General features: G+C 73.3%; 17 protein-coding genes. 10 read left to right on the top strand and 7 right to left on the bottom strand.

What is annotated here, in order from left to right:
- The gene (locus LNK82_RS26350) at nt 1-2,334 is read right to left on the bottom strand and encodes a phosphoketolase family protein (protein ID WP_230569682.1); all 2,334 of its coding nucleotides are present in this window, start codon (nt 2,332-2,334) and stop codon (nt 1-3) included.
- Nucleotides 2,335-2,481: 147 nt separating this feature from the next.
- On the opposite strand from LNK82_RS26350, the gene LNK82_RS48640 reads away from it, so the two are divergent.
- The 3 genes from LNK82_RS48640 to LNK82_RS26335 all read left to right on the top strand — a co-directional run bounded on the left by LNK82_RS48640 (nt 2,482) and on the right by LNK82_RS26335 (nt 5,263).
- Entirely contained in the window at nt 2,482-2,817 is a 336-nt protein-coding gene (locus LNK82_RS48640) for a hypothetical protein (RefSeq protein ID WP_230569681.1), read from the top strand.
- A 95-nt stretch (nt 2,818-2,912) separates the two neighbouring features.
- Nucleotides 2,913-4,685, top strand: coding sequence for an HAD-IC family P-type ATPase (locus LNK82_RS26340; protein ID WP_230569680.1), 1,773 nt, complete (start codon nt 2,913-2,915; stop codon nt 4,683-4,685).
- On the top strand, nt 4,625-5,263 hold the full coding sequence (locus tag LNK82_RS26335) for a hypothetical protein (RefSeq protein ID WP_230569679.1): 639 nt from the start codon (nt 4,625-4,627) through the stop codon (nt 5,261-5,263). Before LNK82_RS26340 ends, LNK82_RS26335 begins: the two co-directional genes overlap by 61 nt.
- A gap of 8 nt (nt 5,264-5,271) precedes the next feature.
- On the opposite strand, the gene LNK82_RS26330 is transcribed toward LNK82_RS26335, so the two are convergent.
- Nucleotides 5,272-5,778 (bottom strand): DinB family protein, encoded by a 507-nt coding sequence (locus LNK82_RS26330; RefSeq protein WP_230569678.1) that lies wholly within the window; start codon nt 5,776-5,778, stop codon nt 5,272-5,274.
- Between the two features lie 37 nt (nt 5,779-5,815).
- On the opposite strand from LNK82_RS26330, the gene LNK82_RS26325 reads away from it, so the two are divergent.
- The 3 genes from LNK82_RS26325 to LNK82_RS26315 all read left to right on the top strand — a co-directional run bounded on the left by LNK82_RS26325 (nt 5,816) and on the right by LNK82_RS26315 (nt 11,651).
- Nucleotides 5,816-6,946: an alkaline phosphatase family protein gene (locus LNK82_RS26325; protein WP_230569677.1), complete on the top strand. Its 1,131-nt coding sequence runs from the start codon at nt 5,816-5,818 to the stop codon at nt 6,944-6,946.
- Between the two features lie 234 nt (nt 6,947-7,180).
- Complete coding sequence (locus LNK82_RS47910) at nt 7,181-10,930, top strand: DEAD/DEAH box helicase (protein ID WP_230569676.1); 3,750 nt, start codon at nt 7,181-7,183, stop codon at nt 10,928-10,930.
- Nucleotides 10,931-11,051: 121 nt separating this feature from the next.
- Complete coding sequence (locus LNK82_RS26315) at nt 11,052-11,651, top strand: acetoacetate decarboxylase family protein (RefSeq protein WP_230569675.1); 600 nt, start codon at nt 11,052-11,054, stop codon at nt 11,649-11,651.
- Nucleotides 11,652-11,827: 176 nt separating this feature from the next.
- Here LNK82_RS26315 and LNK82_RS26310 read toward each other — a convergent pair whose 3' ends face one another.
- Together LNK82_RS26310 and LNK82_RS26305 are read right to left on the bottom strand one after the other, a co-directional pair.
- Entirely contained in the window at nt 11,828-12,580 is a 753-nt protein-coding gene (locus LNK82_RS26310; RefSeq protein ID WP_230569674.1) for a hypothetical protein, read from the bottom strand.
- Nucleotides 12,581-12,721: 141 nt separating this feature from the next.
- Entirely contained in the window at nt 12,722-13,921 is a 1,200-nt protein-coding gene (locus LNK82_RS26305; protein WP_230569673.1) for a cysteine desulfurase-like protein, read from the bottom strand.
- Nucleotides 13,922-14,118: 197 nt separating this feature from the next.
- Here LNK82_RS26305 and LNK82_RS26300 point away from each other — a divergent pair, with 197 nt between their 5' ends.
- Entirely contained in the window at nt 14,119-15,711 is a 1,593-nt protein-coding gene (locus tag LNK82_RS26300) for a beta-1,3-glucanase family protein (RefSeq protein WP_230569672.1), read from the top strand.
- Nucleotides 15,712-15,792: 81 nt separating this feature from the next.
- On the opposite strand, the gene LNK82_RS26295 is transcribed toward LNK82_RS26300, so the two are convergent.
- Entirely contained in the window at nt 15,793-16,422 is a 630-nt protein-coding gene (locus LNK82_RS26295) for a dienelactone hydrolase family protein (protein WP_230569671.1), read from the bottom strand.
- Between the two features lie 159 nt (nt 16,423-16,581).
- On the opposite strand from LNK82_RS26295, the gene LNK82_RS26290 reads away from it, so the two are divergent.
- The gene (locus LNK82_RS26290) at nt 16,582-16,812 is read left to right on the top strand and encodes a hypothetical protein (RefSeq protein WP_230569670.1); all 231 of its coding nucleotides are present in this window, start codon (nt 16,582-16,584) and stop codon (nt 16,810-16,812) included.
- Nucleotides 16,813-16,884: 72 nt separating this feature from the next.
- Nucleotides 16,885-19,410: an ABC transporter substrate-binding protein gene (locus LNK82_RS26285; protein WP_230569669.1), complete on the top strand. Its 2,526-nt coding sequence runs from the start codon at nt 16,885-16,887 to the stop codon at nt 19,408-19,410.
- Nucleotides 19,411-19,430: 20 nt separating this feature from the next.
- Here the strand turns inward: LNK82_RS26285 and LNK82_RS26280 are convergent, their stop codons facing one another.
- Entirely contained in the window at nt 19,431-20,345 is a 915-nt protein-coding gene (locus tag LNK82_RS26280) for an aminoglycoside phosphotransferase family protein (RefSeq protein ID WP_230569668.1), read from the bottom strand.
- A 32-nt stretch (nt 20,346-20,377) separates the two neighbouring features.
- On the opposite strand from LNK82_RS26280, the gene LNK82_RS26275 reads away from it, so the two are divergent.
- A complete protein-coding gene (locus LNK82_RS26275) occupies nt 20,378-21,451 on the top strand; it encodes a DUF2332 domain-containing protein (RefSeq protein WP_230569667.1) in 1,074 nt (357 codons plus the stop codon).
- Here LNK82_RS26275 and LNK82_RS26270 read toward each other — a convergent pair.
- On the bottom strand, nt 21,448-22,428 hold the full coding sequence (locus tag LNK82_RS26270) for a squalene cyclase (RefSeq protein ID WP_230569666.1): 981 nt from the start codon (nt 22,426-22,428) through the stop codon (nt 21,448-21,450). The two genes, LNK82_RS26275 and LNK82_RS26270, sit on opposite strands and share 4 nt — an antisense overlap.
- Between the last annotated feature and the right edge of the window lies 1 nt (nt 22,429).

The following is a 22,429-nucleotide window of genomic DNA, read 5'->3' as shown; positions in this document are numbered from 1 at the left end:
TCAGCCCCACGTCCAGCCGGCGATCGCCGGGTCGTCCTCGCCGTGCTCGCGGGTGTGCTGGCGCGCGGCGAGCCGGGCGTCCGCCATGCGCTGCCGCAGCGACGCCGCCGCGCCGCCCAGCGACGGCACCCGGTCGATCACGTCCATCACCAGGTGGAACCGGTCCAGGTCGTTGAGCATCACCATGTCGAACGGCGTGGTCGTGGTGCCTTCCTCCTTGTAGCCGCGCACGTGCAGGTTGGCGTGGTTCGTGCGGCGGTAGGTGAGGCGGTGGATGAGCCACGGGTAGCCGTGGAACGCGAAGATCACCGGCTTGTCCTCGGTGAACAGCGCGTCGAAGTCGCGGTCCGGCAGGCCGTGCGGGTGCTCGGTGTCCGGTTGCAGGCGCATGAGGTCCACCACGTTGACCACGCGCACCTTCAGGTCGGGCAGGTGCCGGCGCAGCAGCTTCGCGGCGGCCAGGGTCTCCAGCGTCGGGATGTCGCCCGCGCAGGCCAGCACCACGTCCGGCTCGCCCTCGGTGGTGCCCGCCCAGTCCCAGATGCCCAGGCCGCGCGCGCAGTGCGCGACCGCGTCCGGCATGTCCAGGTACGTCAGCGCGGGTTGCTTGCCCGCCACGATCACGTTCACGTAGTGCCTGCTGCGCAGGCAGTGGTCCGCGACCGACAGCAGCGTGTTGGTGTCGGGCGGCAGGTAGACGCGGACGATCTCGGCCTTCTTGTTCACCACGTGGTCGAGGAAACCGGGGTCCTGGTGGCTGAACCCGTTGTGGTCCTGCCGCCAGACGTGCGACGACAGCAGGTAGTTCAACGACGCCAGCGGCGCGCGCCACGGGATCGCCCGGGTCGTCTTGAGCCACTTGGCGTGCTGGTTGAGCATCGAGTCGACGATGTGGATGAACGCCTCGTAGCTGGTGAACAGGCCGTGCCTGCCGGTGAGCAGGTAGCCCTCCAGCCAGCCCTGGCACAGGTGCTCCGACAGCACCTCCAGCACCCGGCCGTCCGGTGCGAGGTGGTCGTCGCCGGGCACGGTGTCCGCCCGCCACTTGCGGCCCGTCACGTCGAACAGGGCCGACAGCCGGTTGGACGCCACCTCGTCCGGGCCCAGGACGAGGAAGTTGTCCGGGTTGAGGCGCACCACGTCGCGCAGGAACCCGCCGAGCACCCTGGTCGCCTCGCTGCTCGCGACGGCGGGCCGGTCGACGGTCACCGCGTGGTCGCGGAAGTCGGGCATCCGCAGGTCGCGCAGCAGCCGACCGCCGTTGGTGTGCGGGTTGGCGCTCATCCGCCGGTCGCCGGTGGGCGCGAGGGCGCGCAGTTCGGGCACGAGCCTGCCGTCGTCGTCGAACAGCTCCTCGGGCCGGTAGCTGCGCAACCACTCCTCCAGCAGCGCGCGGTGCCCGTCGTCGGTGCGGGTGGCGGCGAGCGGGACCTGGTGCGCGTGGAACGTGCCCTCGACCTGCTTCCCGTCCACTTCGCGCGGTCCGGTCCAGCCCTTCGGGGTGCGCAGCACGATCACCGGCCACGGCGGGCGTCGCGCCGACCGCTTCATCTCGGCGATGTCGTCCAGCACGGTGTCCAATGTGGACGCGAGCTGTTCGTGCACGGCTTTGGGCTCGTCGCCGACGACGAAGTGCGGCGTGTGGCCGTAGCCGCGCAGCAAGGAGGCCAGCTCGTCGTCCGGGATGCGCGCCAGCACCGCGGGATTGGCGATCTTGTAGCCGTTGAGGTGCAGCACGGGCAGCACGACGCCGTCGCGGGCGGGGTCGAGGAACTTGTTCGAGTGCCAACTGGCGGCCAGGGGCCCGGTCTCCGCCTCACCGTCGCCGACCACGCACAGCGCCAGGAGGTCGGGGTTGTCGAACACCGCGCCGTACGCGTGCAGCAGGGCGTACCCGAGCTCGCCGCCTTCGTGGATCGAGCCGGGTGTCTCCGGCGCGACGTGGCTCGGGATGCCGCCGGGGAAGGAGAACTGGCGGAACAACGCGCGCAGGCCGTCGAGGTCCTCGCCGATGCCCGAGTAGACCTCGCTGTAGGTGCCTTCCAGGTAGGCGTTGGCGACGAGCCCGGGACCGCCGTGGCCGGGTCCGGTGACGTAGAGGGTGTTCAGGTCGCGTTGCCGGATGGCGCGGTTCATGTGCGCGTAGAGGAGGTTGAGGCCGGGGGTCGTGCCCCAGTGGCCGAGCAGGCGGGGCTTGACGTGCTCGGGGCGCAGCGGCTCGCGCAGCAGCGGGTTGTCGAGCAGGTAGATCTGTCCGACGGACAGGTAGTTCGCCGCACGCCAGTAGGCGTCCAGCAGGTCCAGGTCGTCCGCGGTCCGCTCGGTCGACGGCATGGTCCCGACGCTAGCTCTGATCACGGGGGTCCGAAACTCGAGCGCCCGCTCGCGGGAGCCGGCGCCGCGGTCTGTACTGGCGGGCGTTCGCGAGCGGAGGAGGGCCGTCGTGCGTGGTGTCCTGCTGCACGCCCGAGTGACGTCCGGGTGGAGAAACGCGACGATCCGGTGATCGTCGAGCCGACCGACGCGGTCATCCGGCTGTCCGCGGCGTGCGTGTGCGGGTCGGACCTGTGGCCCTACCGGGGGTCGAGGCGGTCGACGGCCCGGCTCCGATGGGGCACGAGTACGTTCTCCCACGTGCACCTGCACGGCGGCCCCGCGCCCGTGCGCCGCTTCCTGCCCGAGCTGGTCGAGCTGATCTGCGACGGGCGGATCGACCCGGGCCGCGTCTTCGACCTCACGCTGCCGCTGGACCAGGCTGCCGAGGGCTACCGGGCGATGGACGAGCGCCGGGCCATCAAAACGCTGCTCACGCCCTGAACCAGCCCCGTGCCGGGTGTCCGACGACGACCGGCGCGGCCGCACTGGCGGGCGGGGAGCGACGCGGCGGGTGACCATGGGCGCGGGAGGTGGCTGTGTCCGAGGTCGCCGGCGTGCGGGCGGAGCGGGCGGCGGGGTTGAGCGCGGCGGAGGTCGCGGAGCGCGTCGCCGACGGGCGGACCAACGCCGTCCGGTCCCGCACGAGCCGCAGCACGGCTCAGATCGTCCGGGCGAACGTCATCACGCCGTTCAACGGCCTGCTGACCGCGTTGTTCCTGGTCATCCTGGCCACCGGGCGCTGGCAGAACGGCCTGTTCGGGCTGGTCGTCGTGGCCAACACGGCGATCGGCGTGGTCCAGGAGCTGCGCGCCAAGCGCACCCTCGACCGGCTCGCCGTGCTCAACGCGCCACGCGCCCGGGTGACGCGCGACGGTGTGACGTCCGAGGTCGACGTCGGCGACGTGGTGGCCGACGACCTGATCACCGTGCGCGCGGGCGACCAGGTCGTGGCCGATGGCGTGGTCACCGCGGCCGACGGCCTGGAGGTGGACGAGTCGCTGCTGACCGGCGAGTCCGAGCCCGTCCACAAGGCCGTCGGCGACGACGTGCGCTCCGGCTCGATCGTGGTCGCCGGGTCGGGCCGGTTCCAGGCGACGGCGGTCGGCGAGGACGCCTACGCGACCCGGCTCACCGCCGAGGCGCGCCGGTTCACCGTGGTGCGGTCCGAGCTGGTCGCGGGCACGAACAAGCTGCTGCGGTGGATCTCGCTGATGATGCTGGTGGTCGGCCCGCTGCTGCTGTGGGGCCAACTGCGCAGCCCCGACACCGACGACTGGCAGGAGGCGATGACCGGCGCGGTCGCGGCGCTGGTCGGCATGGTCCCCGAAGGGCTGGTGCTGCTCACCAGTCTGGCGTTCATGCTCGCCGCGGTGGCCCTCGCGCGGAAGCAGACCCTGGTGCAGGAGCTGCCGGCGGTGGAGGTGCTGGCCCGCGTCGACGTCGTCTGCCTCGACAAGACGGGCACGCTCACGCACGGCGACATCGTGTTCGACCAGCTCCTGGCCGACGGACCGCAGGACGACGTCCGGGAGGCGCTGGCGTTGCTGGCCACGGCGCCCGACGCGAACGCCACGTCCGCCGCGCTGGCCGAGGAGTTCTCCTCCACCACTTGGCAGCGCACGGGAGGCGTGCCGTTCTCGTCGAGCCGGAAGTGGTCCTCTGTGGACGCCCTTGGTCACGGCACGTGGGTGCTCGGCGCGCCGGAGATGGTGTTCCCCGAGGGCGGACCGCCGGCCGAACGCGCCGCCGACCTGGCTGCGCGGGGCAAGCGCGTGCTGGTCCTCGCCTCGGCCCACTCCCCCGCCGAGGGCACGTCGCTGCCCGCCGGCCTCGCCGCACGCGCGCTGGTCGTGCTCGCCGAACGGATCCGCGACGACGCCGCCGACACGGTGCGGTACTTCGCCGAGCAGGGCGTGACGCTGAAGGTGATCTCCGGCGACAACCCGCGCACGGTCGGCGCGGTCGCGGTGTCGGTCGGCTTGCCCGGCATCTCCGACGCGGGCGAGGCGGTCGACGCGCGCACGCTGCCCGACGACCCGGACGCGCTCGCCGACGTGCTGGAGACCTCCGCCGTGTACGGGAGGGTCACGCCGCAGCAGAAGCGGGCGGTGGTGGGCGCGTTGCAGCGGCGCGGGCACGTGGTCGCGATGACCGGTGACGGTGTCAACGACGCGATGGCGCTGAAGGACGCCGACATCGGCGTGGCGATGGGCAACGGCGCGCCGCGACCAGGGCGGTCGCGCAGCTCGTGCTGCTGGACAGCCGGTTCGCGCACCTGCCGGACGTGGTCGCGGAGGGTCGGCGGGTGATCGCCAACATCGAGCGCGCGGCGAACCTGTTCCTGGTGAAGAACGTGTACTCGCTGGTGTTGGCGCTGGTCGTGCTGGCGAGCGGGATCGCCTACCCGTTGGCCCCGATCCAGCTCACCATGATCTCGACGGTGACGATCGGCGTCCCGGGTTTCGTGCTCGCCCTCGCTCCGAACCGCCGCCGTTACGTGCCCGGGTTCCTGGGGCGCGTGCTGCGGCTGGCCGTGCCCACGGGTGTGGTGATCGGGCTGGCCGCGTTCGGCGGCGACCTCGCGATCCGCTCGCTCGACCCGGCCGGCGGGCGGGTGGCCGGTCAGACGGTGGCGACGGTCGTGGTGCTGGTGGCGTCGCTGTGGACGTTGTCGCTGCTGGCGCGGCCGTTGACGGGGTGGAAGGTGGCGCTGCTGGCCGGCATGGCGACGACGGCGGCGGTGATCCTCGCCGTGCCGGTGCTGGCGACGGACGTGTTCCTGCTGGACGTGACGCCGCAGCGGCTGTTCGTGGGTGCGGTGGTGGGTGCCGTGGCGGCGGCGTTGGTGGAACTGGTCGGCCGGATCAGCCGGCCGACCGCGGCCTGACTGTGGCGTTACGCGCCCACCGTGCCGTCGATGCCCTCGCGCAGGAAGTCGGCGTGGCCGTTGTGCCGGGCGTACTCGTGGATCACGTGGAGCATGACCAGGCGCAGCGACACGTCCTCGCCCCAGCGCTCGTGGTGGCCCGTGACGTCGAGCGACTCGGCCTCCCGCTCGATGCGACGGGCGTGCTCGACCTCGGTCCGCCAGGCCTCGAACGCCTCGGACCTGGTCGCGGTGGAGGCGTCGTAGGCGACCTGGAAGTCGCCGTCGGCCGACCAGACCAGCGGGACGTCCTCGTGGTTGATCACGCGCCGGAACCAGGTCCGCTCGACCTCGGCCATGTGCCGGACCAGGCCGAGCAGGGTGAGCGTGGACGGCGGCATGGAGCGGCGGCGCAGGTCCTCGGTGGACAGGCCGTCGCACTTCATGGCCAGGGTGGCGCGGTGGTAGTCGAGGAACGCGCGCAGCGTCTCGCGTTCGTCGGCGCGCAGGGGTGGGCCGACGCGTTCGGTGGTCATGGGGTCCATGGTCCCGGGAGGGCTAGGGTCGCGTGCCATGGACCCGCTGGTGCCCCGGTACGGGGGCGGATCGCTGGCCGACGTCGTGCCGTCGGTGCTCGCCGGGCTCGGCGTGCCGGGGATGGTGGACGTGCTCGGCATCTCCGGCCCGTCCCGGGTGTGCGTGCTACTCGTGGACGGTCTCGGGTGGCGGTTGTTGCGGGAGCACGAGGCGGACGCGCCGTTCCTGTCGTCGTTGGCGGGCCCGCCGATCACGGCCGGGTTCCCGTCGACGACGGCGAGCAGCCTGGCCGCGTTGGGCACCGGGGTGCCGACCGGTGAGCACGGGTTGGTCGGGTACTCGTTCGCCGACGGTGGCGAGGTGCTGAACGCGTTGCGGTGGTCGCGGTACGGGGCGACCCCGCACGTCGACCTGCGGGACGTGCTCGTGCCGGAGGAGGTGCAGCCGCGGCGGACGGCGTTCGAGGCGGCGGCCGACGCCGGGGTGGCGGTGCGGCTCGTGCTGCCGCGCGAGCAGAAGGGCAGCGGGCTGACGCGGGCCGTGCTGCGGGGTGGGCGGTTCCAGGGCGTGCTCGGGTTCGGCGACCTGGTGGCGCGGGTGGCGGAGGCCATGCAGTCGGCCGACCGGGTGCTCTGCTACGCCTACCACGCCGATCTGGACGCGCTCGGGCACGTGTACGGGCCGGGCAGTGCGGCGTGGCGGTGGCAGTTGCGGTTCGTCGACCGGTTGGCGGCGGCGGTGGCCGACGGGTTGCCGGCCGGTGGGGCGTTGGTCGTGACGGCCGACCACGGGATGGTGGCGGCGGACGACAAAGTGGACTTCGACACCGACGACGTGCTGCGTGACGGGGTGCGGTTGCTCGGCGGCGAGGCGCGGGTGCGGCACGTCTACACGTCGGCGGTGGAGGCGGTGCGGGCGCGGTGGGTGCGGCGGTTGGGTGATCGGGCGTGGATCGCGTCGCGTGCGGAGGCCGTGGCGGCGGGGTGGTTCGGGCCTCGGGTGGACGACCACGTGCTGCCGCGGATCGGCGACCTGGTGGTGGCCGCGAAGGGCTCGCTGGCGGTGGTGCGTTCGACGGTGGAGCCGGGACTCACTACCTTTGTCGGGCACCACGGCTCGCTGACGGAGGAGGAACAGCAGATTCCGGTCTTGAACACGATCGGGTGATCATGGCCCGAAAATGTACGGAAACACTGTTCTCGTACATCGGTTGGATAGACCGAGCGCCGACCAGCCCCACCCCGTCACCGCCGCAGCCGCCCGGACGCGGCTCGGCATAGCATCACGTGTCGGCCGCCAGGGGACGCCCGGCGCTCCAGGAGCGCTGGGACCGCGCCGGGAGGCGCTGGGCCGTGCCACCCGGCCGCCGACACGACCGCGGCCGGGAACGGGAGGCGACGAGTGGAGCACGGGTCGCCCGTCGTGGACACCTCGGTCGCCGGGGTCGTGGAGGCCAGGTGGGGTGTCCGCCCGGAGCCCGCGATCGCGCGGTACGCCGAGCCGGGCTGGCAGCTGTCGCCCGTGCCCATCGACCGGCGGTGCCCGAAGTGCGAAGGCGAGCTGCACGGCCTGTACCGCGCCCACCCGGATCGTGGCAGGCAGCAGCTGCAGGCCGCCGTCGCGTGCCCCGCGTGCCCCGCTTCGTTCACGCTGCGGGAGTTGAAGCTCGCGCAACGCTCGGTGCTCGGCGACCTGCGCCCGGACGCCGTCTCGCGCCGCCTCGCGGAGGACGCCCAACTCGAAGCCCTGGCCCGCAGCTCGCGCGCCATCCGACCACCGGCCACCGGCCGCCCACCGGCCCCTGCCCGGCCGCCTGCCGCGCCGCCCGAGCCCCAGGAACCACCCCGGAACCCGCCGACGCGAGCCGACCGCGCCACCGCGCCGGGCACCGGGATCGGCGACCCCGAGACCGGGCTGGACCTGCCGCCGGGGTCGGGTTCGCGGCAGCCGGCGGCGAGTTCCGGCTCGCCGGAGACGGGTTCGCAGCGGCCGGAATCGGGTGCCGGATCGCCGGACGGGGGTTCGCGGCGGCCGGCGGCGGGTTCGCAGTCGGCGGGCTCGCGGCCGAAATCCGGTGCAGGATCGCCGGAGACCGGTTCGCGACGACCGGGGTCACGGTCCGCGGCCTCGGCGTCGGATTCGCGGCGGCCGGAACCCGGTGCGGGGTCGCCGGAGGACGGTTCGCGGCGGCCGGGGGCGGCGGATTCCGGGCGGCGGGCGGACGCGCAGCGGGCGGGCGGATCACGCGGTGAGGTCGTGGACGCCGAGGTGGAGGCGGCGGACGGGCCGGTCGACAACGGGGGTGAGGCGCGGGTTCGGGTGGGGCGGCGCGTGTCCACCGTGGCGATGGCGGCTCGGATCCGGTCGATCCTCAGCGGTTCCGAGGTCGTGCCGGCGGCGCGTTCGGCGGCGGTGCCCGTGTTGCCTCCGGCATTGGCGGCGCTGGAGTCGCGGCCCGTGTGGTGGTGCAAGACGGTCGACCCCGCGTTCGACGTGCCCGACCTACCCGCCGGCGTGGACGCTCGGGTCGTTTTGCCCGATTTGTCCGCATTCACCCCGCTCAAGGAACGACTCGAAGCGGCCGGGGTGCCGTTCCGCGCCATCCGCCACTGGCTGGAGCAGGAGGAAGTGTCCGCGACCGCCGCCACCGCCTGGCTGTCCGACGTCGGCGGCGTGGTGCCGGAGCGGTGCGAATCGGTCGTCGGCGAGGGGGCGAGAGCGGCTCGCCTGGCCTTCGAGATGCTGTGGGACCTGCACGAACCGACCAACGCCGACGACGTGCCCGACCCCGTCCCGGTCACCCGGCACGTGCCCGCCGACTGGACGCGGTTCCTTCCCTTCCCCGTGCTCAACCCCGCCCAAGCCCAAGCCGCACCTCACCTGGTCGACGGCGACTCCCACCTGCTGATCACCGCACCGACCGGCGCGGGCAAGACCGCGATGGGCATGCTGGCCGTGCTCAAGGCGATCCTGCACGAAGGCCGCAAAGCCGCCTGGCTCGTCCCCCAGCGCTCGCTCACCGACGAACTCGACCGCGAACTGGAAACCTGGCGCGACGAGGGCCTCCGCGTCGAACGCCTCTCCGGCGAGTACGCCGTCGACGTCGAAGCCGTCAAAGCGGCCGACCTCTGGGTCGCCACCACCGAGAAGTTCGAGGCGATCTGCCGCGCGTCCTCCCTCCAGGCCGCCCTCGGCGAGGTCGGCTGCCTCGTCGTGGACGAGATCCACCTGCTCGGCAGCCCCAACCGCGGCGCGTTGCTGGAAGCCCTGCTGGCCCGCGTCCGCGGCATCGACTCGCCGGTCCGGATCGTGGGGCTCTCGGCGACCGTCTCCAACGCCGCCGAGGTCGCCGAGTGGCTGGAAGCCGACCTCGTGGCCACGACCTGGCGACCGTCCAAGGTGACCTGGCAGCTGCCGACGATCCCGGCCGCCTCCGGCTTCACCGCGAACAACCGGCTGCGCGAGCAGGTCGTGCTCGACCTGACCCAGCGGCACACCGCCGAGGGCGGCAGCGTGCTGGTGTTCTGCGGTTCCAAGCGCAACGTCCGCTCCACCGCGATGGCGATCGCCGCCGACCGGGGCGCGCCCGTGCACACCGTCGCCCCCGACGACGTCGACGGCCTGACCAAGGCGTGCGCGGAGGTCGGCGTCCGCCTGCACTACGCCGACTACGAGCACAAGCACGCCGCCGAACGGGCCTTCCGCGCACGTGAGGCGGACGTCCTGGTCGCCACGTCCACCGTCGCCGCCGGTGTGAACCTGCCCGCACGGGCCGTGATCGTGCGCGACGTCTCCATCGGCGGCGAGCCGATCGACACGTCCACCGTGCTGCAGATGTTCGGCCGGGCCGGGCGCATCGGCGCGGGCGAGACCGAGGGCTGGTCGTACCTGATCGTCGACGAGACGCAGCGCGCCGACTGGCAGACCAGGCTGGTGGCCGGGTACTCGGTCTACTCGCGGATCCGCGACTCCCTGCCCGACCACGTGCTGGCCGAAGTGCTCCAGGGCCGGATCGGCACGGTGGACGACGCGCAGGCGTGGTGGGTCGAGACGCTGGCGCACGCGCAGGGCGACGACGACCTGGAGCCGGTGCAGGAGGCCGTGGCCTTCCTGGTGGACGAGGGTCACCTGACGTCGACCGGCGACCGGCTCGACATCACCGAACTGGGCCGCCTCACCGCGCGGATGATGGTGTCCACCCACACCGGCCACCGGTTGCGCCGCACGCTGGGTCTGCTGCCCGTGCCGCACGACCCGGACGAGGCGGAGAACGCGCTCAGCCTGGTCCTGTCGGTCGCCGTCCGCGACCTGGCGGGCATCCCGGTGCCGGAGCCGGTGCGGCCGGCCGTGGCCACGGTGATCAAGGCGGGCGGCAAGACGTCGCAGATCACCCACACGACGTCGGTCAAGGGCCTCGGCTCGCAGACGACCACCGCGCCGGGCGACCTGGCGTGGGCGGCGCTGCTGCTCGCGGCACGGTCGCCGCACCTGTTCGACGGGAAGCGGCGCGTGGCGGGCGGCATCCCGCTGGCCACCCTGCACCCGGTGTACGAGCAGGCGCCGAGGTTCCTGGCGTGGCTGGCCGCGCAGGGCGTGCTGGGCACCGTGCACCCGTGGATCGCCGTGGTGGCCGCCGACCTCGACCACCGCGTCCGCTGGCGGAGCCTCGCACCGGGCCGCGGCGCGGGCAGGCTGCTGTGGATGTGCGAGGAGATGGCCACCCGCGCCCACCTCAGGGACGTGGTGCCGGGCCTGTGGCGCTCGGCGGTCGCGCGGGGTCTGCGCGCGCCGGACTGGCCACCTGGGCGTTCACCGGCGGGCTGCGTCCTGGACCACGCCGGCTACACCGCGTTGCTGCGCGAGCGCACCACCAACCACACCCTCACCGCGCACGCCGACAACGCCACCGTCACGGGCGGCACGGGCGCGACCGCGGTCGCCTGGCGTGGCCGGACCTGGACGACGCCGACGACGGCCGCGACCGTCGCCTATCCACCGGCGGACGACGACGACCCGACCGAAACCGGGGTGGCCGTCTTCACCCGCCGCGGCGACTACCGCGCCACCGGCTGGCTCACCGCCTACACCGCCCTCGACACCGAAGGCACCCCACCGCCACCGGCACGGACCCGCCGAGGGCTGGGCCGATGACTACCCGCGGTCGAGCGCCTCGGCCAACACCGGCGCGAGGCTCCGGCTGAACGCGGCGTCGAGGTGGTGCCGAGCGCGTGATGTCGTCGTGGCCCGACAATGGAGCCGGGAGGGGTGATCGGTGACCTATCCGCCGGAGCCGTGGGAGCTGCACGGTCGCGCGTGCGTGTCGGTGTGGCTGGTCCGGGCGACGGCGCTGCCACCGCTGCCGGTGCGGCCGGTGACCGCGTTCGGGCGGGCCGTGGTCGGGACGGCCTTCGTGGACTACCGACCGCCCGGCCTGGCCTACCACGAGGTGCTGGCCGCCGTACTGGTGCGGCGTGGCCTGCGGTTCGGGGTGTCGATCACGCGCATCTGGGTCGACAGCCCGGCGTCGCGGGCGGGCGGCCGGGAGCTGTGGGGCATCCCGAAGGAACCGGCCGAGTTCGAGTGGGGTCGGGACCTCGCCGCGTCCGCCCGGGACGAGCACGGTCCGATCGCCTCGATCCGGGCACGAACGCCCCGGTTCGGCGTGCGGCTGCCGGCGGTCGGCTCGACCTGGCAGGCGTTCGGTGACGGCCTGGCCCGCACGCCGCTGCGCGCCACCGGCCGCGTGGCCCCGGTCCGCGCCCGCTGGCACGTCGACCCGACGGGCGGACTGGCGTGGCTGCTCCCCCACCGGCCGCTGGTCAGCGTCGCCGTCCACGGGCTGCGGCTGACGTTCGGGCCGCGCCACCGCTAGGACCGGACCGGCTCCGGCACCTCCGCCTCCCTGGCCGCCAACGACCACCTCGACGACCCCGACCGGGACGCCCTGTTCGGCCAGGGCCTCGACCGCTTCCCGACCGGCCTGGCCGGCTCGCCCCGAACGGCGCTGGTCGGTCCGGGCGCACACCCGAACCGACCAGGACCTTCCGCTCACGCCACCGAGCACTCCGCGAACCGCTCCAGCCCTTCGGGCTTCTCCGCGACCCGACCGATCGCCGTCTCGATCCGGTTCAACGCGGCGGTCCGCTTGCTCGCCAACGGACCCAGGATCGCGTTGTCCACGAAGTTCGGCCCACCCTGGCCCTCGGTCTCGACCAGCCGCTCGTTCGCCTCCTCCACCTGCTCGTCGAGGTTCGCCAACTCCCGCGCCACCTCGTCCTGAGCCGCCGCGGGCACCTCCGCCAACGCGCCCACGGGCGACGGGCACTCGATCACCTGCTCGCCGACCTCCTCCACGACGGGGGGCGAGGTGACCTCGACGACGTCGCCCGCCTCGCCCAGCGCGCACTCGGCGAAGTCCTCCAGCCCGTCCGGCCGCTGCCCGGCGACCCGGCCGATGGCGATCCCGATCCGGTCCAACGCGGCGGTCCGCTTGCTCGCCAACGGACCCAGGATCGCGTTGTCCACGAAGTTCGGCCCGCCCTCGCCCTCCGATCGCGCCAACCGCTCGTTGGCCTCGCCGAGCTGCTTGTCCAGGTTCGCGAGTTCCCGGGCGACCTCGGTCTTCGCCGCGTCGGGCACGGCGGACAGCGCGCCGACCGGCGACGGGCAGACGATCGCCTGCCCGTCGCCGCCACCGGCGGTGGCGAGGGCGGCCACCGCGGTGACCACCATCGCCGCCACGCCGACCGCACCGATCACCACCGCGCGTTTCCTGCCGAACTGCGGACGTGTGTGCCTCATGGACCACCTTCCTGTGTGGGTACGGGCGCACCTGCGCGGCGGGGTGACCCGTTCTCGTCCGGGGGTACGGCCACCCGGTGAGCGGTGTTCACCCGTCACGCCGACATTGCGCCGGACGTCCCATCACGTCAGGGGTCGTCGCTAGGCCGAACGCAGGAACGCGGCCACCCCGTCGAGCAGCCGGTCCACCTCGGCCTCGGTCGAGTACGGCGCGAGCCCGACCCTGAGCCCGCCGGTGTCGCCGAGCCCCAGCCACCGGGACGCCTCGATCGCGTAGAACGAGCCCGCCGGCGCGTTCACGCCCAACCCGGCCAGGTGCCGGTAGACGTCCGCCGCCGCGTGCCCGGCGAACGTCACCAGCACGGTGGGCGTGCGCAGCCGCGCCCGCGACCACACCGTCACGCCGGGCAGCGCCGCCAGCCCCGCCTCGACCCTCTCCCGCAACCGGTCCTCGTGCGCGCCCACCGCCGTCAACGACGCCGCGATCCGCTCACGACGGGTCCCGCCCGACGGGACCACGTCGGCGATGAAGTCCACTGCGGCCGTGCAGCCGGCCAGCACCTCGTACGGCAACGTGCCCAGCTCGAACCGCTCCGGCACGGCGTCCGGCGACGGCAGCAGCTTGTCCGGCCGCAGGTCCGCCAGCACCTCCGGCCGCCCGGCCACCACACCGCAGTGCGGCCCGAAGAACTTGTACGGCGAGCACGCGAAGAAGTCCGCCCCGAACGCAGCCACGTCCACCGGGTGGTGCGCGGCGAGGTGCACTCCGTCCACGTAGAACAGCGCGCCGCGCTCGTGCGCCGCGGCGGCGATCCCCGCCAACGCGGGACGCGTGCCGACCAGGTTCGACGCCGCCGTGACGGCCACCAGCCGGGTCCGCTCCGACAGCGCCTCGGCGACGTCGTCCAGCTCACCGGTCGCCGGGTCGAACCCGACCCACCGCACCACCGCGCCGACCGCCTCGGCCGCCTGCACCCACGGCCGCACGTTCGCGTCGTGGTCGAGCCTGGTCACCACCACCTCGTCACCAGGCGCCCAGGTCCGCGCCAGCGTGCGGGCGAAGTCGTAGGTCAGCTGCGTCATGCTGCGCCCGAACACCACGCCCTCCGGCGGCGCGCCGAGCAGGTCGGCCACCGCGCGCCGGGCGTCCAGCACGATCGTGTCGGCCGCGCGTTCGGCGTCGGTCACCACGCCCCGGTTCGCCAGGGACGAGGTCATCGCGTCACGCATGGCGTCCGCGACGGCGGCGGGCACCTGCGAGCCGCCCGGACCGTCGAAGTGGGCGGTGCCGGTGGCGAGGGAGGGGAAGCGGGCGCGGACGGAGTCGAGGTCGTAGGTCATGCCACCACTCTGGCCGCCGATCCACATCGGACTCCAGTGGTCCCGGTCACGTTCCCCTCTTGACATTGGTCCAACCACCGCACAACGCTGTGGAAGCGCTCTCACGGATCCGTCCGCGTCGGCGTCCGACCGCCTGGCCGCCCTGAAACCGGCCGGGAGGTCGGGACAACCTTGCCCTGCACCGAGGAGTCGCAACCATGCGCACCCTGACGAAGTGGTCGAGCGCGTTCGCCGCGCTCGTCACGGCGGCGTCACTGGCCGCCGCCACACCGGCCGCGGCCGTCGGACCGGACCTGCTGCCGATCACGATCACCAACAACAGCGGTCGTGCCGAGGCCGTCCACCTGTACGTGCTCGGCACCGACATCCGTCCCGGCGGCCGGCTCGGGTACGTCAACCAGTCGGGCGCTTTCACGCCGTGGCCGGCCGGGGCCAACCCGCCCTCGCCCGCGCCGGACGTGTCGATCGCGGGCCCGCCCAACGGCGGCAACATCACCCTGCGCGTGCCGCGGTTCATCTCCGGCCGCGTCTACATGTCGTTCGGGGAGAAGCTCAAGTTCTTCCTCACGCCGGACGGCCTGGTGCAGCCCGCGCCGTGGTCGCCGAGCGACCCGAACCGGGACATCCTGTTCGACTGGAGCGAGTTCACCTACAACGACGCGGGCCTGTGGTTGAACAGCTCGCAGGTCGACATGTTCGCCGTGCCGCACGCGGTCACCGTGACCGGCGCGAGCGGCGTGACGAAGAAGACCGGTGAGCTGGTCGCCAATGGCCGCGACAACGTCATCAACGGCGTGCGCAACCAGGCCGGTTGGGCGAACTCGGTCCGCACCCGCGCCGACGGCACGGTGGTGCGCGTGCTCGCGCCGGGCAAGGCGGCCGACGCGGGCCTGTTCGACCGCGCCTACCTCGACCCGTACATCACGCAGGCGTGGAACGCCTACACCACCAAGACGTTGACCGTGGTGCCGTTCGGCGACCGGCCGGACATCCGCTACTTCGGCCGCACGTCGGGCAACACCCTGAACTTCACCGACTCGTCGGGACGTCAGGTGGCGTCGTTCGCCAAACCGTCCACGTCGAACGTGTGGGGTTGCGACGGCGCGCTGCACGCGCCCAACGACCAGGTCGTCGGTCCGATCGCGCGCACCCTGTGCGCCGCGCTGCACCGCTCCACGCTCGGCCGGATCGACACCCAGCCCGGCGGCGGGCCCGCCGACTTCTACCAGGGATCGCTCACCAACCACTACTCGCGGCTCGTGCACCAGAACATGGTGGACGGCAAGGCCTACGGCTTCGCGTTCGACGACGTGCAGGCGCAGGAGTCGCTGGTGCACGACGGCGACCCGCGTTCGGCGGGGATCGTCCTGACTCCGTTCACCGGTGGCGGCAGCACTCCTCCGCCGGGGCCGGCGGGCAGCATCGTCAGCACCTGGCACGGCAAGTGCGTCGACGTGCCGAACTGGAACTTCGCCGACGGCCAGCGCCTGATCGTGTGGGACTGCACGGGCGGCACGAACCAGCGGTGGGAGTCGACCGGCGGCACGTTCCGCACGCAGAACGACATGTGCATGGACGTGGCCTGGGGCTCGACCTCGAACGGCGCCGCCGTCCAGGTCGCGAGGTGCAGCGGGAACCCGGCCCAGCAGTTCGTCCTGACCGCAGCGGGCGACCTCGTCAACCCGCAGGCGAACAAGTGCGTGGACATCGCCGACTGGAACCCGGACAACGACGCGGTCCTGCAGCTGTGGGACTGCGCGGGCACCGCGAACCAGAAGTGGCGTCGTTGAGCGCGCCGTAGGGCAGCGCCCACCGCCCGGACGCGGCGCGACCACCCGCCGTCGCGCCGCGTCCACCTCGCAAGGCGAAGATCAGAGGAAGTCCCGGAACCACGAACCCGCCAGCTGGGCGACCTGGTCCAACGCCCCCGGCTCCTCGAACAGGTGCGTCGCGCCCTCCACCACCTCGAGCCGCCACAGCACCGCCAACTGCTCCGCCGCCGCGCGGTTCAGCCCCAGCACCTCCTCGTCACGACCGCCGACCACCAGCAACGTCGGCGCACGCACCCGCGACAACGCCCGCCCCGCCAAGTCCGGCCGCCCGCCGCGCGACACGACCGCCCTCACCAGGTACGTCCCGGCCGCCGCCACCAACGCCGCCGCCGCGCCCGTGCTCGCACCGAACAGCCCGATCGGCAGATCCCGCGTCGCCGGCGCCCTCGACGTCCACTCCACCGACGCCGCCACCCGCTCCGCCAGCAGCCCGATGTCGAACCGCAGCCGCCCGGTGACCCGGTCCTCCCGCTCCTCGCGCTCGGTCAACAGGTCGAGCAGCAGGGTCGCGTACCCGTCCCGCCGCAGCGACTCCGCCACGGCCTGGTTGCGCCCGCTGTGCCGCGAGCTGCCCGAACCGTGCGCGAACACCACCACACCGGCCGGCTCGGACGGCACGCCGAGGTCGGCGGCCAAGTCGACACCCCAGGCGTCGACCGACACCGCCATCGTGCCGCTCCTCGTCATGACCTCCGGGTTCACCGGCTCACGCGCGGGCAAACGAGCAGTGTCCGATCGGGGCACGCGGGTAACCCGTCGGTGTGCCCCCTGCCCGGCACGGGAGGAGCGACCATGGCCGACGAACGAGCGCACGCCCGAGGAGGACCGATGTCCGAGCAACAGGAGGCGATCGAGCCGCGGTGGGGCGCGGGCGAGGGCCACAGCCCGCGCCGCGACCCCGAAGCACCAGGCCCGCAGTACTCCGCGCCCGACGACGAGGGCGACTTCGTCGACGAGGAGCCGACGTCGATCGCCGATGAGGCCGGGTCGAACTACCTGCGCGGCCCCGAGGACGCCGCCATGCACATCGAGGACGAGGACGGCCGCCCCATCGAATGACCTGATCAGGTGACTCTGCCACGATCAAGGGATCCTCGATCGGGCACCAGGTGGCCTGCCTAGCCTCCGCCCGTGCCTGAAAAGCCCGCCAAACCCGACACCGCCGTCACGCTCACGCACCGGGCGATCTCCCTGCGCGCCACGGACCCCGCCGGAGCACGGGAGCTGCTCGGCGTGGCGCTGGCCGAGGACACCGAGTACGAGCCGGCCTGGCGCTGGCTCGCCGAGCTGGTCCCCGACGACGCCGAACGCCTGTTCTGCCTCGACCGGGCGTACGCGATCAAGGCGGACCCCGCCACCGACCGCGCCCGGCGCGCACTGCGCGGCGTCGAACCGAAAGCGCCACCCGAGGCGCAAGACGTGGTCGAACCACCGCGACCGGAACCCGTGGACACCGCGCCGAAACGCCGCACGAAGCTGAAAGCGCCGGTCGCGGCGGCCGTCGTGGTCCTGGTGACGCTGACCGGCGCGGGCGTGTGGACCGCCGTCAGCGAAGCCACCGACAGCCCCGTGCACGTCGCCCTGGTCGCGGGCCTGACCGGGCGAGACCCGGCCGCCGCCGCCCACGTCGAACGCGGCGTGCGGATGGGACTGGACGACGTCAACGCCGACGGCGGCGTCCACGGCCACCCGGTCGAGCTGCTCGTCTACGACGACGCCGACCAGCCCGAACGCGCGAGGCAGATCGCCGAGGAGATCGTCCGCGAGAACAAGGCGCTGTACGTGATCGGGCACGGCGTCACGGTCACCTCCCTCGCCGCCGCCCCGATCTACCAGGCGGCCGGCATCCCCGCGGTCACGCCGTCGGCCAGCGGGTCGAGCGTCACCGACGGCAGCGACTGGTTCTTCCGCAGCACGTTCGGCGACCGCACCCAGGGCGACTTCCTCGCCGCGTACGCCGCCGAGGTACTCGGCGCGGACAAGGTCGCGATCGTCCACGACGACCACGCCTCCGGCCGCTCCGCGCAGGCCGCGTTCACCGAGTCCTACCGGCGGTTCGGCGAGGTCGTGGCCACCGTGCCCGTCACCGACGACCCGCGGGCGGCCGTCGACCGGATCAAGGCCCTCGCCCCCGGCACGCCGGTCCTGCTCGCCACCGAGGACCGCAACGGCGTCCCGCTGGTGAAGGGGCTGCGGGACGCGGGCGTGGACGCGCCGATCCTGGGCACGGCCACCTTGGGCACCATGTCGTTCCACGACGCCCTCGGCGGCGTCACGCACGACCTGCACCTGGCGACCCCGATGGCGCACGACTCGCTGTCCGGCCCCGCGCTGGCCTGGGCCGAGGACTACCAGCGGCGGTACGGCGAACGCCCGCGCTGGCACGCCGCCACCGCCCGGGAGGCGCTCAACGTCGGTCTGCACGTCGTCACCGCCCACCGCATCGGCCTCGACGAGACGACCCTCGCCGACGACCGCGAGCGGCTGCGCGACAGCCTCGCCGCGTTGAAGGACAAGAAGAACGCGTTCCCGGCGCTGCTCGGCCCGCTGTACTTCACCGCCAACGGCTCGGCGCAGATGCCGGTGTCGTTCGTGACCAGCGACGGCGAGCGACTGGTGTCCGCGCCCGTGCAGCTGACGGTGTACGAGCCGCCGACGCCCGAGGCGTTGGGCGCAGGCCTCGCCGACGGCACGGTGATCGCGATCGGCGAGGACCGGTACCTCACCCGCCGCCAGGTCGTGGCCACCGGCATCAACATCAACGAGCTGCGCGACCTCGACACCCGCGACGGCACGTACTTCATGGACTTCTTCCTGTGGCTCAAGTACACCGGCCCGCACACGGCGGCGGACGTGCACTTCATCAACGCGGTCGAGCCGGGCCTGGAGCTGGGCGAGCCGCTGCGCGACGTCACCGGCGCGGACGGCACCTACCGGCTGTACCGGGTGGCCGACCGGTTCAAGAACGGCTTCGAGTTCCGCAGCTTCCCGTTCGACCACCAGCGCCTCGAAGTCGTCCTGCAGAACCGGACCCGGACCGCCGACGAGGTCGTGTACGTGACCGACAAGGAGATCCTCGACGTGCCGCCCGAGCACCACCTGCGCAGCGGCGCGGACGCGGAGGCGACGATCAACGACATCCCGAACTGGCTGGCCACGTCGGCCCGCTTCTTCCAGCGGACGGTCGGCAGCAGCGACGCTCTCGGCGACGGCTCCGCGGTCGGCGCCGCCGGGGGCATCTACTACAGCCAGTACACGGGCGAGGTGGAGATCGTCCGCGACACGCTGCCGTTCCTGCTGAAGAACCTGCTGCCGCTGCTGCTGCTGATCTCCGTCACGTACCTGTCGCTGTTCTTCAAGGCCACCGACGGCGCCGCACCCGTGTCGATGGGCGTCACGGCGATCCTGAGCACGGCCGTGCTGCTGAACAACGTGACGTCGCAACTGCCGTCGGTCAGCTACACGGTCGCGCTGGAGTGGGGCTACTACGCGTTCATCCTGCTGGCCGCCGGGTGCGTGCTCGTCGCCATGCTCCGCAAGCGGCTGGCGTCGGTGCGGCGCGACGACGCGGAACGCCGGCTCGCCCGGGCCTCCCGCGTCGGCTACCCGGTGTACCTGCTCGCGGTGGTGGCCACGTACCTGGTGGCGTTCGGCTGATGTCCCCCCGCACGTGGCCGTCAGGCCAGGGCGCGTTCCAGCGCGGCGTGGCCCGCGGGTTCCCAGGTCGGTTTGCCGCCGGGCAGGCCGAGCCTCCCATTGCGCCCGATCCCGATCAGGACCAGGGCGCGCAGGACGGCCCAGCCGCGGGCCCGGGTGACGGTCGCGTCGTCGGCCTGCCCGTAGGCGTCGAAGAACCGACCCGCCGCGCCGGCGGGCAGCAGGACCCAGGCGGCGGCGAGGTCGGTGGCGGGATCGCCCGAGCACAGCTCGCCGAAGTCGATCACCCCGGCGAGCGTCCCGTCGCGGACGACGACGTTCGCCGGGTGCAGGTCACCGTGCAGCCACCGCGGCGCGTCCGACCAGACGGGCGCCGCCACGGCCTCGTCCCAGACCTCCCGCGCGCCGTCGGCACCCGGGTGGCCGGCGATGAGCTCCAACCAGCCGTCGAACCCGCCGCGCAACCGAGCCAGGGGGACGCCGCGCGTCGGGTTGACCGGCGCGTCGGCGGGCGCGGGGTCGTGCAGCGCGCTAAGGAACTCCGCGAGGACCTCGGCCGCGTCGGCACGGGTGATCGGCGTGTGGTCGGCCGGTTCGCCCTCGACCCAGCGCACGATCGTCCAAGGGTGCCCGAACAGGCTGGACGGCCGGCCGAGGCGCACCGGGACGGGCGTCGGCAGCGGCAGGCCGTCGGCCAACACCGGCAGCCACGTCTGCTCGGCGTGCAGCATGGCGGGCCCGCGATCGACCCGCGGCAAGCGCACGGCCAACTCGTCCCCGAGCCGCCACACCTGGTTGCCCCAGCCCCCGTCGACGTCCCGGACTTCGAGGTCCGCGAGATCCGGGTGCTGATCGCGCAGCAGTGCCCGCACCAGGTCCTGGTCGAACGCGAGGTCGCCCATCACCGGGCCCTTGATCGACGCATGGCCGGGCACGCTAGCACCGGCCGACCCGTAGGATCGCCGGGATGCCAGGTCGAGCACGGGCGCGCACGCTCGCCGAGGTGTACCGGCGGTTCGGCGAGGTCGACGCCGACGGGACTTCGCCGCTGCACGAACGCGTCGTGGTCGCCCTGAGCGAATCCGACGAGGCGCTGCGCGCCATCGAGTCGGCGCCGGCGCGCAAGCGGCACCCCGCGGTCATCCTCGCCGCGCTGCACGACCTCGCCCTCGCCGGACGCGCCCCGGCACTCGCCGCCGCCTACGCCGCCGGGGACGGCGACGCCGCCGCCGACGCGGCGATCGACGCGCTGCTGCGCCTGACCGACTCGGTGGTCGACATCGCCGTGCGCCGCCGGCACCGCGCCGACGAGACCGGACGGGCCGCGGTGCTGTACCCGGCCATCGCCGAGGCGGCACGACGGGTGGGCGCGAGCGCGGTCGGGCTGATCGACGTGGGTGGTCCGGCCGGCCTCAACCTCACGGTCGACCGCGTCGGCATCGCGTACAGCGACGGCAACTCGCTGGGCGACCCGTCCTCTCCCGTGCAGGTGTCGGCGTCGATCGTGGGTGGCCTGCCCGTCCCGGCGCGGGCGCTGCCCGAGGTCGTCGCCAAGGTGGGCGTCGACGTCGATCCGCTCGACGTGACGGACGCGGACGACGCCCGCTGGTTGCGCGCCTGCCCGCCACCCGACGATCGAGCGCGGATCGCGAGGCTCGACGCGGAGATCGCGTTGGCGGCGACGGACCCCCCGCTGCTGCTGCGAGGTGACGCCGTCGACGTGCTGCCCGACGCCGTCGCCCGCGTCCCGGCGGACGCCCTGCCGGTCGTCACCACGACGTGGGCGTTGTCGAAGTTCCCGCCGGAGAACCGCGTGCGCTTCCTGCACCGCCTCGACGAGGTGGCCGCGGACCGGCCGGTGGCGTGGGTGTCGGCGGAAGGGGTCGGGGTCGCGCCGTCGATACCGACGCTCGGCGATCGCCCCGCCTCCGGCCACAGCATCCTCGGCGTGGCGGTGTTCGACGGGTCGGCCCGGCACGCCGAAGCCGTCGGCCGCTGCTGGTCGCGGGGCCGCCTCCTGGCGTGGTTGGTGATTTCCTAGGGCGCTGACCCGGCGTTGGCGTCCCACCAGTCGAGCACGCGGGTTCCGTACAGGGTCAGCCACTTCGACGGCTCCCCCGCCGGCACGTCGACCTCGAACCACACGCGTCCGGGGTGCCTGCGGGCTTGGAGCCACGTGCCGTCGGGCTGTCGCTCGGCGCGGACGAGCTCGATCGCGTCGGCCATGCGCGGGTCCGGCGGCGTGCCGTCGAGCAGCCAGACCTGGCGGAAGTACTCGGCCGCGTTGAGCACGCTGTAGAACCAGCGGAACGGGTACGAGAAGCGGTTCACCCACGGCGCCACCGGCTCGCCCGTGGACAGCCTGCGGAACAGCCCGCGGGCCAGCAGGTACTCCTCGCCGGCCCGGCGGGCGGCTCGGGTCGCGTCCGTGCCGCCGGTCGCGGCGTCGTAGGCGAGCAGTCCCTTGAGGGAGTTGAGGGTCGAGTGGAACGACGACCGCGTCGAGCCCTCGACCCACTCGCAGTTCCAGCCACCGTCGGGCAGGCGGTGCTCCACGAACCAGTCCACGATGCCGGTGACGTCGGCGCCGAGCCACAGGCCGTTCTGGACCGTCCACGCGTTGATGCAGCAGTCGACCTCGCCGCCCCAGTACGGCAGGTCGTCGTACTCCCAGCGGCAGTTGCGCTCCAGCAGCTCGGCCGTGCGGCGTTCGCGCAGGACCTCGGGGTCCATGCCCCACTCCCGCAACGAGCACAGCGTCCACGTCGTCGCCGTCCACGGCTGACCGGCGCCTTCGGCGGCCTCCGGGCCGTGGAAGTCGAAGCCGGCGGAGAAGAACGCGCCACCCGCCCACTGGCCGTCCGGGTCCTGGAGCGCGAGCAGGCGTGCGCCGAAGCCCTCGGTCGCGATCCGGGCCCGCGTCGCCTCCCAGACCTCGGGCGGCTCGTGGACGAGGTCGCGCTCGACCTGCCAGCGCAGCGCCGGATCGGCGTCGAGCAGCCAAGGCACCCTGGTCATG

The organism is Saccharothrix luteola (genome assembly GCF_020859565.1).
Classification (GTDB): domain Bacteria; phylum Actinomycetota; class Actinomycetes; order Mycobacteriales; family Pseudonocardiaceae; genus Actinosynnema; species Actinosynnema luteola.
This window is presented reverse-complemented; position numbering and strand designations above follow the sequence as displayed.